General features: G+C 68.5%; 9 protein-coding genes and 1 pseudogene. All 10 read left to right on the plus strand.

The features are described 5' to 3' along the window. Positions 1 to 383 precede the first annotated feature (383 nt). The 10 genes and pseudogenes from ABZU75_RS43715 to ABZU75_RS43760 all read left to right on the plus strand — a co-directional run bounded on the left by ABZU75_RS43715 (position 384) and on the right by ABZU75_RS43760 (position 8,149). Entirely contained in the window at positions 384 to 1,268 is an 885-nt protein-coding gene (locus ABZU75_RS43715) for a DUF2268 domain-containing putative Zn-dependent protease (protein WP_355568511.1), read from the plus strand. A gap of 10 nt (positions 1,269 to 1,278) precedes the next feature. Continuing rightward, entirely contained in the window at positions 1,279 to 2,037 is a 759-nt protein-coding gene (locus tag ABZU75_RS43720; protein WP_355568515.1) for a MerR family transcriptional regulator, read from the plus strand. A 548-nt stretch (positions 2,038 to 2,585) separates the two neighbouring features. Continuing rightward, positions 2,586 to 3,152, plus strand: coding sequence for a TetR family transcriptional regulator (locus ABZU75_RS43725; RefSeq protein ID WP_355568518.1), 567 nt, complete (start codon positions 2,586 to 2,588; stop codon positions 3,150 to 3,152). 51 nt (positions 3,153 to 3,203) lie between these two features. Then, positions 3,204 to 3,662: a hypothetical protein gene (locus ABZU75_RS43730; RefSeq protein ID WP_355568520.1), complete on the plus strand. Its 459-nt coding sequence runs from the start codon at positions 3,204 to 3,206 to the stop codon at positions 3,660 to 3,662. 266 nt (positions 3,663 to 3,928) lie between these two features. Beyond that, positions 3,929 to 4,102 carry a hypothetical protein gene (locus ABZU75_RS43735; protein WP_355568523.1) on the plus strand — a complete coding sequence of 58 codons (174 nt, stop codon included), beginning with the start codon at positions 3,929 to 3,931 and terminating at the stop codon, positions 4,100 to 4,102. Then, a complete protein-coding gene (locus ABZU75_RS43740; RefSeq protein ID WP_355568526.1) occupies positions 4,099 to 5,538 on the plus strand; it encodes an MFS transporter in 1,440 nt (479 codons plus the stop codon). The genes ABZU75_RS43735 and ABZU75_RS43740 overlap by 4 nt, the downstream gene beginning before the upstream one ends. A 122-nt stretch (positions 5,539 to 5,660) precedes the next feature. Continuing rightward, positions 5,661 to 6,878 (plus strand): cytochrome P450, encoded by a 1,218-nt coding sequence (locus tag ABZU75_RS43745; RefSeq protein ID WP_355568529.1) that lies wholly within the window; start codon positions 5,661 to 5,663, stop codon positions 6,876 to 6,878. Between the two features lie 19 nt (positions 6,879 to 6,897). After that, the gene (locus ABZU75_RS43750; RefSeq protein ID WP_355568532.1) at positions 6,898 to 7,095 is read left to right on the plus strand and encodes a ferredoxin; all 198 of its coding nucleotides are present in this window, start codon (positions 6,898 to 6,900) and stop codon (positions 7,093 to 7,095) included. Further along, a pseudogene (locus ABZU75_RS43755) lies at positions 7,092 to 7,846 on the plus strand (NAD(P)/FAD-dependent oxidoreductase); the annotation flags it as partial. The gene ABZU75_RS43750 and the pseudogene ABZU75_RS43755, both read left to right, overlap by 4 nt. A gap of 21 nt (positions 7,847 to 7,867) precedes the next feature. Then, positions 7,868 to 8,149, plus strand: a complete 282-nt coding sequence (locus ABZU75_RS43760) for a Tn3 family transposase (RefSeq protein WP_355568535.1) — start codon at positions 7,868 to 7,870, stop codon at positions 8,147 to 8,149. Positions 8,150 to 8,354: the final 205 nt, after the last annotated feature.

An 8,354-nucleotide genomic window follows, 5' to 3' on the forward strand; every position in this document is an offset into this window, starting at 1 on the left:
TGCCTTGAGAGAGGCACGCCGGGTTCGGCGGGCGGGCCGGGGAAACGGACTGGCCGCAAGGCCAGCACTGCGCCCCGGTCCGACCCAACAAGTAGCTCCGTGTGACGGGTTAGGTTGGCGATCGCCGGTCATCGCGGTCGCGGTGCTGTGTCAGTCGGGTCGCGCCGACAGGCCTCCGAGGAGGCTCTCTGGCGCAGTTGGCGACGGCGGGGGTGCGGCGGTGGATGCTGTTCACCGCGGACTGCAAGACCAAGTTGCGTGAGTCCATCGCAGCGGCGAACCGCCGGCCATGACGGGACTGGGTGACGGCATGCCGGCCGTACCTCGACGAAGAGCGCCGCTGGTTTGACCTTGACGCTGCGTCAACTTCTAGCATCGGGGCCATGTCGATCACTGTTCTTGACACCTACGCCGCCATGCGGCAGATCCTGCTGTCCCCGGTCGCGGACCGCGTTGACCTGCTGCGTTCGATGCTGGAGGCCAACAAGGATATGTACCGCTACCACCCAGGCGAGCTCGACCTGGTAGCCGTACACCTCCAATCGTCCGGGTTCCCCATCGACCGCGACGAGGAACGTTGCCTCGACGCGCTCGAAACCCTGGCGGCGGCCGGGGCCTGGGAGCGGATGCAACGCGCGCTCGACAACGCTCTCGCCGTACTGCTGGAGGCGACGCCGGGGCTGGAGGCCCCGGACATCACCGTGCTGTTCGTCCTCGGCGATCCGGGTGACGAACACTTCATGGGTCCCTGCCAAGGATTGACCGGGTTCGGCGGCATCTCGGGCAACATCGCCATCACGTTCTGGCCCTTCCCCGAGAACGTGGAGCGGCTGGAGGCCACCGCCGTGCACGAGCTCAATCACAACCTGCGGTGGAGCCCGGGCGGGGTGGTGTGGGACCCGATGACCGTCACGGTCGGCGAGCACATCGTCGGCGAGGGCCTGGCCGACGCCTTCGCCCGACAGCTCTACGGCGACGAGCTCGGCCCCGCCCGCATCGGCGTGCCGCACCTGCACGACGACGAGGTCTTCGCCAAGGTGCTCAGCGGGCTCGACGTGACAGGCATGCAGAACTTCACCGCCTGGGTGCACGGCGACCCCGGCGCGGAGCACCTCGGCGTCGCCCCGGTGGGATTGCCGATGGGCGCGGGGTACGCCGCGGGCAACCGGCTGGTCGACACCTACCTGGCGGCGACCGGGCAGACGGCGGCCCAAGCCCTGCACGCCGACGCCTCGGAGATCATCGCAACCACTCTCCGCCGCGGGTAACACTGGAGGGATGGAGTGGACGATCCAGGAACTCGCGGCGAGGGCCGGCATCACCAGCCGGACCCTGCGGCACTACGACCGCGTCGGGCTCCTGGTCCCGTCCCGGGTCGGCGCGAACGGGTACCGCTACTACAACCCCACCGCGGTCGCCCGGCTACAGCGGATCCTGCTCATGCGTCGGCTCGGCATGGGCTTGCCGGCCATCGCCGAGGTCCTGGCCGACGAGGTGGACGCGCTCGACGGGCTCCGCGCCCACATCGCCGCGTTGGAAGAGGAACGCGCCCGCATCGAACGGCAGGTCCGGTCTGTGCGTCACACGCTCGAGGCTCTGCAGGCGGGGGTGGAACCGCGGATGGATGTCATGTTGGCGGGGTTCAATGACCGCTACAAAGACGAGGTGATCTCACGCTGGGGCGAGCGCGCGTTCCAAGTGAGCAACGACTGGTGGCACGGCAAGAGCCTCGACCAGCAGCGGGCCTGGAAGCAGGACACCGAAGACCTCGTCGCCGCATGGGTCGCCGCAGTGAAGGCCGGGGATTCGCCGACATCGGAACACGCTCAGTCACTGGCTGCCCGGCATGTCCAGTGGCTGAGTCAGATCCCGGGCACCCCCACCGCCGAGGGCGACCGGGAGCGCTCGATCGAGATGGTGAACGGCATTGGGGACATGTTCGTCGACGACCCCCGCTTCGCCGCCATGTACGACGACGAGGCGGGGGCGACGTTCGTCCGCGACGCACTGCAAGCGTACGCGCGGACCCGGATGTAGCTCGTGTGGTTCGCAGAAACGACCAGTTCTGCGAGACCGGAGCCCATGTGCCTAGCGGCCACGTTCGCGCGGGCGGCTGTTCGCAAAACTCCTCGCAGAACCTTCCGGTTGTGAGAGAGGGCTCTGCGAGTCGGCTACGCCCGCGCCTCCACCATGGGTCGTCGATGCCGTTCAGGGAGCTGGAGGCGACGTACTGCCGTAGGTGCGCGTACGGGCTGCTGATCCCTTGGTCGAGCACGGCCCGGTAGGTGTTCAGCCTCATCAGGACGGTGTCGAAGCGCCTGTTGGGGACGTCCACGAGGCCGGCGTGCGGACGGTACTGCGTGGGAACGGTCTCGGGATAGCGCTCGTTGACCCAGGTCATGTACGCGGCGGCGGCCTCGCCCTCGCCGACCGGGTAGAAGTCCGCCTCCCCGCCGGGGCCCGCGATGCGGCCATCGATGGACACGCCGGTGTAGTAGACGAGCTTGCGCATATGACCACTCCATTCAAAGTACTATAGGCGAAGTGGTTTGGACGTTAGTACTACGAATGGAGTGGTGTCAACTATGCGCAGGAACGCCGAGAGGAGGGTGGCGCTCATCGACGCCGCCATCGAGGTGCTGGCCGAGCAGGGCGCGCGGGGCCTGACTTTCCGGGCGGTGGACGGCGCGGCACAGGTCCCGCCGGGGACGGCGTCCAACTACTTCGCCAGCCGCGACGACCTGTTCACCGAGGTCGGCGCGCGCGTCTACGAGCGCCTCCAGCCGGACGAGGAGACCGTCGCCCGCCACCTGGAGGGCGCGCAGGACCGGGAGAAGTTCGCCGCAGTGATGCGCGAGACCGTCCGCCGGGTCGCCGGTTTCCGGACGGGATACCTGGCACTGCTGGAACTGCGGCTGGAGGCGACACGGCGTCCCGAACTGCGGGCGTTGCTGACGCGGAGCGTGCGCGCCGACGTCGATGCCAACGTCGCCGGCCACCGGGCGTCCGGGCTGCCCGGTGACGCGACCTCGGTGCGGCTGCTGCACATGGCGCTGAACTGGCTGATCGTCGAGCGCCTCACGCTGCCGGAGGTGTACTCCGAGCAGGAGGCCGACGACCTCGTCGCCCGCGCCGTGGAGCGGCTCATCTAGCCTCGCTGCGCGCCGGACGGCCGCCGCCCGCGAGCCCTGGACGCCAGCCTCGTGCTCGGCCTGGACCTTGAGGACCTGGACCGGCGCAACCGGCGCGCCAAGGTCACCCGCAAGGGCAGCGCGGTCGACATCATCGTCTGGCAGACCCGCACCACCCGCCTACTCCCCAAACTGCTCACCGGCCGCGGCAAAGGACCGGTGTTCCTCACCGAGCGGCGCGCCCGCCTCACCCTCGCCGCCAGCGACCTCGACCCGGTCGGCGGCCGAGCCCGACTGTCCTACCGACGCGCCGCGGAGATATTCAACGAGCCGACAAAACCGCTGACTCACCCCGACATCACCGCACCGGCAGATCTTGCTGCCGCAACCGGTTGGACGCTGCATGACCTGCGGCATTCCGCGCTCACCCACGCCGCCGAAAACGGCGCCAACACCGGCACGCTCCTGGCCTACCCCGGCCACGCGTCTGTCACAAGATCGACATCGAAGGTGGCCTCCCGGCTGAGGTGACACAGAACGTCAGGGAGTCGCAGTCATCGCCGCGGGACCGATCCGCAGGTCGCTGTGATCATCTGATTCTGTGTCACAGGTTGCCGCGGCCTCAACCGTGTTCGTCATGAAGAGGTGGTTGATCGGCTGCTCGCATGGCCTCGACCAGGGGGAGCAGAGCGGCATGGTTCGACCGCGGCTTGAGGCTTTCCCGGCTACCGGCCCAGAACCGTTCCCGAAAGGCGGTGAAAAGTCTCCGGGCTCGGTTCAACGACAGCCTTGAAGTCATGAGTGCTGGTGACAACGGGCAGCCCGGCGCGGAGCCTGCCATCGAGGCCCGCGGCCGGCGGCCGCGCCGCGGACGGATCGATGCGCGGAACGCCTCCATGGCCGTGGCCGGCGAGTCCGAACCCGGAGAGCCCACCGCAGCCCCCGACGAACTGAGGGAGATGACCACGTGATTCCCGATTCAACTCCCGCCCCGCCTTCCTGGCGGGAACTGCTGGGCCCCGAACATCTCGGAGCTGCGATCGTGCTGGCGGGCGGCGTGCTCGTCGGTGCGGTCAATATCTATCTGGCCTCGAGTCTACTGCCGACCGCGGTGGCCGACATCGGCGGCGCCGGCTTCTACGCGTGGAACATGACGTTTTACCTCGTCGCCATGGTGATCGCGACGATGCTGGTCAGTCGGCTCCTGGCCCGTTGGGGGAACGTCGGCGCCTACCGCCTCGGCTTCGCCGTGTTCCTGGTGGGCTCGCTGGCCTGTGCGGCCAGCCCGGCGATGCCGGTACTGCTGGCCGGCCGCGGCGTCCAGGGATTCGGGGCGGGGGTGCTGTCCGGGCTGGGGTTCGCCGTCATCCGCTCGGCCCTGCCGCGCCGACTGTGGACCCGCGGCAACGCTCTGATGTCGGCGATGTACGGCGTCGGCAACTTCGTCGGCCCGGCGCTCGGCGGCCTGTTCGCCCAGTTCGGCTCGTGGCGCCTGGCGTTCGTGGCGATGGCGGTGATCGCGGCGGCGTGCTGCGCGGTCGTGCCTCGGGTGCTGCCGCGCGGCGAACGCAGCGACGCGCGGGCGCCGGTCCCGGCCGTGTCGCTGCTGCTGGTCACGGCGGCCACTGCGGCTGTCAGCCTGGCGGGAGTGCTGCCCGGCACCATGGCGATGGCGGGCGGCATCGTGGTGGCACTGCTGCTGGTGGCCGTCTTCGTCGCCCACGAGCGGCGCAGCGAGCTACGGGTCTTCCCGCGCACGACCTACCAGGCCGGCTCACCACTGAAATGGATCTACCTGACGCTCGGGCTACTGGTCTTCGGCGTAGCGGTCGAGTCGTTCGTCCCGCTGTTCGGCCAGCAGCTGGGCGGGCTGCCCCCGCTCGCGGCCGGCCTGTTCGGGGCGGCCATCTCGCTCGGCTGGTCATTGACCCAGCTCGGCAGCTCATCGGCCACCAGGGAGCGCACGGTACGCCGTTTGCGCATCATCGGCCCGCTGCTCCTGGCGTCCGGATTCCTCCTCCAGGGACTGCTGCAGCGCGAGGACACGCCGACCTGGCTGGTACTCATCTGGGTACCGGTGTTGTTCATCGCGGGTTCCGGCATCGGCCTGGCCTACCCGCACCTGTCCGTGGCCGCCATGTCCAGCACCCAGGATCCAGAGGAAGGACGCAGGGCCGCCGCGGCGATCGCCACCGTGACGAGCCTGTCGATCGCGTTCGGCACAGCCGTGGCCGGAGTCCTGGTCAACCTCGGCGACCCGTCGATGCTCGACTCGGCACGGTACGTACTGTTCGGATTCGCGATCATCTGCGCGATCGGCGCCATCACCGCACGCGCGGCGAACCGTTCAAGCCGCCCGGAGCCCGCCGAGCCGGCCGACCACACTCCGCTCCAACAGGGCTCGTGACTCGCGATGCACCGACACGACGTCCACCCCTCGGGGCTGAAATGCCCGGCTCGGGCTTTCGATCGCCTGTTCGCCACGTGCCCGAGATCACCCAATGACCGCATTCGATACGAGGAGATGCCATGGCTGACGCCCTGCCAGAGATTCCGACGTTTCCGATGACCCGTGCGACGGGGTGTCCCTTCGACCCGTCACCGGAGTTGAGCCGACGACTCGAGGACGCGCCGGTTTCACGAGTGAGGCTGTGGGATGGCAGCACTCCGTGGATGGTGACCCGCTACGCGGATGTGCGTGCGCTGCTCGCTGATCCGCGTGTCAGCGTCGACGTGGCGCAACCCGGCTTCCCGCACACCAACGCGGTGAGCAAGGCACGCGACGCACACATGAAGACGCTGATGCAGATGGATGCGCCGGAGCACACCGCCCAGCGACGGCTACTGACCTCGGACTTCATGATCAGAAGGATGGAGGCGTTGCGGCCCCGGATCCAACGGATCGTCGATGACCTCATCGATGAGATGCTCACCGGCCCGAATCCGGTAGACCTGGTGGAGGCATTCGCGCTGCCGGTTCCCTCACTGGTGATCTGCGAACTGCTGGGCGCGCCCTATACCGCCCGCGGCCTCTTCCACCGAGTGTCCCGCACGCTCGTCATGGACGAACCCGACCCTGAACAGGCCATGGCCGCCAGCGAGGAACTGAATGCCTACCTGGAGGAGTTGGTGGACAAGAAGAATGCCGAGCCGGGCGACGACGTGTTCAGCAGGCTGGCCGTCGAGCAGTACCGGACCGGCGCGATGACCCGGCGTGAGATCGCCACGGCCGGTCAACTCCTTCTGGTGGCCGGGCACGACACCACCGCGACCATGATCGCGCTGGGCACGACCGCGCTGCTGGCGCACCCGGACCAGTTGAGCGCGGTCCGCGACGCCGGCGACCCCGCACTGGTGGCCAACGCCGCCGAAGAGCTCCTGCGCTACCTCTCCATCACCCATACCGAAGCCCGCCGCGTCGCGCGGGAAGATCTCGAGATCGGCGGCCAGCTCATCCGCAAAGGCGAAGGCATCATCGTGGTGAAAAGCATCGCCAACCGGGACCCCTCGGCCTTCCCCGACCCCGACACCCTCGATGTCCACCGCAAGGCCCGCCATCATGTCGCCTTTGGTTTCGGCGCCCACCAGTGTCTGGGCCAGCCACTCGCCCGAGTGGAACTGCAAGTCGTCTACAGCACCCTGTATCGACGCATCCCCACACTGGCCCTGGCCGTACCGCTGGAACAGCTGACGTTCAAGGAGAACGCGGTCTTCTACGGGGTGCGCGAACTGCCCGTTACCTGGTAAATCACACAAGGAGAAACGCATGAAGATCACCATCGACCAAGACGCCTGCATCGGCTCGGGGCAATGCGTACTCAGTTCACCTGAGGTGTTCGACCAGCGCGACGCCGACGGCATCGTCGTGCTCCTGCAAGACAGCCCGGAACCCGGGCTACAGGAGGACGTCCGGGAGGCCGTCCGCATCTGTCCGGCCCTGGCGATCACGCTGACCCCGTCGTGAACCAGCCATCTCGAATCGTTGTCGTTGGTGCTTCGGCGGCGGGTCTGACCGCCGCCGAAACCCTGCGCCGGAAAGGATTCACCGGCGCATTGACCATGGTCGGTGAGGAGCCGCGACTGCCCTACGATCGGCCGCCGCTGTCCAAACAAATCCTGCGCGGCAGGTGGGAACCCGACCGTGTGGCGCTGCGGCGCCACGACGCCCTCACCACGCTGGGCGCGGACTGGCTGCTGGGCATCGCCGCCACCACCCTCGACACCGACGTGCGCAAACTCACCCTCTCGAACGGCAGCGTGCTTGCTTATGACGAGCTGGTGATCGCCACGGGAGTCGCCCCCGGGCGCTGCCCGCGGGACACGAACTCGACGGCGTGCACCTGCTGCGCACCATCGATGATGCCCTCGCCCTGCGGGACGGGCTCCTCGCCGCCACCTCGGTGGCCATCGTCGGCGCCGGCTTCCTTGGATCGGAGGTCGCCGCGGTCGCCCGAGAACTCGGCCTGCACGTCACCCTGATCGATCCGCTGCCCGCCCCGATGATCCGCCAATTCGGCGGCCATGTGGCGCAGCTACTCGCCGAGCTGCACATCCAGCACGGCGTGCGGCTCCGCCCTGGCACCGCGGTCACCGGATTGACCAGCCGCGATGGCCAGGTGACCGGAGTGGACCTGGACAACGGCGTCCACGTCCCGGCCGACCTGGTGCTGGTGGCCATCGGCCCGATACCGGCGGTCGGCTGGCTGGCCGACAGCGGACTGAACCTGGGCGACGGCGTGCAATGCGATCAGAGGTGCCAGGCCGCCCCCGGCGTCCTCACCGGCGCCGACCGCGAGCACGCCGAGGTCTCCATGCTCGCCCTGCACCTGCTCCAGTCGTCGCTGGAGTTCATTAACACCCAGCTTCCGCAAGCCGTCCAGCGCGACCCGAAGTGGACGTCCAAGCTCACTGACGAGGACAGGCGAGCCCTGTCGCCGCTCTTCTGGACGCTCGTCAACCCCTACGGACGGTTCCGCCTCGACATGGACACCCGACTCGACCTCGGGATCGAGGCGTAGACCACGCCAGGTCGGCAGCACCGAGGCTCTGCGAGGCAGATCTTCCTCTGACCTGGGATAATAGTCGGATGCCTCAGCCATCGACCCCGCTGGCAGCCAGGTGGCCGCTCGCACCGTCCAGTGCCGCCGACTGGCTGCGGGAACTCGCCGGAGACGGCCTCACCGGCTTCATGCCGCCCACGCCGGACGCTCGGCTGGGAAATCC

The sequence above is a fragment of the Streptosporangium sp. NPDC005286 genome (assembly GCF_040607515.1).
Lineage (GTDB): Bacteria > Actinomycetota > Actinomycetes > Streptosporangiales > Streptosporangiaceae > Streptosporangium.

Coding starts and splice junctions, on each gene's coding strand:
- ABZU75_RS43715 (WP_355568511.1), top strand. CDS start 384: ATGTCGATCACTGTTCTTGACACCTACGCCGCCATGCGGCAGATCCTG.
- ABZU75_RS43720 (WP_355568515.1), top strand. CDS start 1,279: ATGGAGTGGACGATCCAGGAACTCGCGGCGAGGGCCGGCATCACCAGC.
- ABZU75_RS43725 (WP_355568518.1), top strand. CDS start 2,586: ATGCGCAGGAACGCCGAGAGGAGGGTGGCGCTCATCGACGCCGCCATC.
- ABZU75_RS43735 (WP_355568523.1), top strand. CDS start 3,929: ATGAGTGCTGGTGACAACGGGCAGCCCGGCGCGGAGCCTGCCATCGAG.
- ABZU75_RS43745 (WP_355568529.1), top strand. CDS start 5,661: ATGGCTGACGCCCTGCCAGAGATTCCGACGTTTCCGATGACCCGTGCG.
- ABZU75_RS43750 (WP_355568532.1), top strand. CDS start 6,898: ATGAAGATCACCATCGACCAAGACGCCTGCATCGGCTCGGGGCAATGC.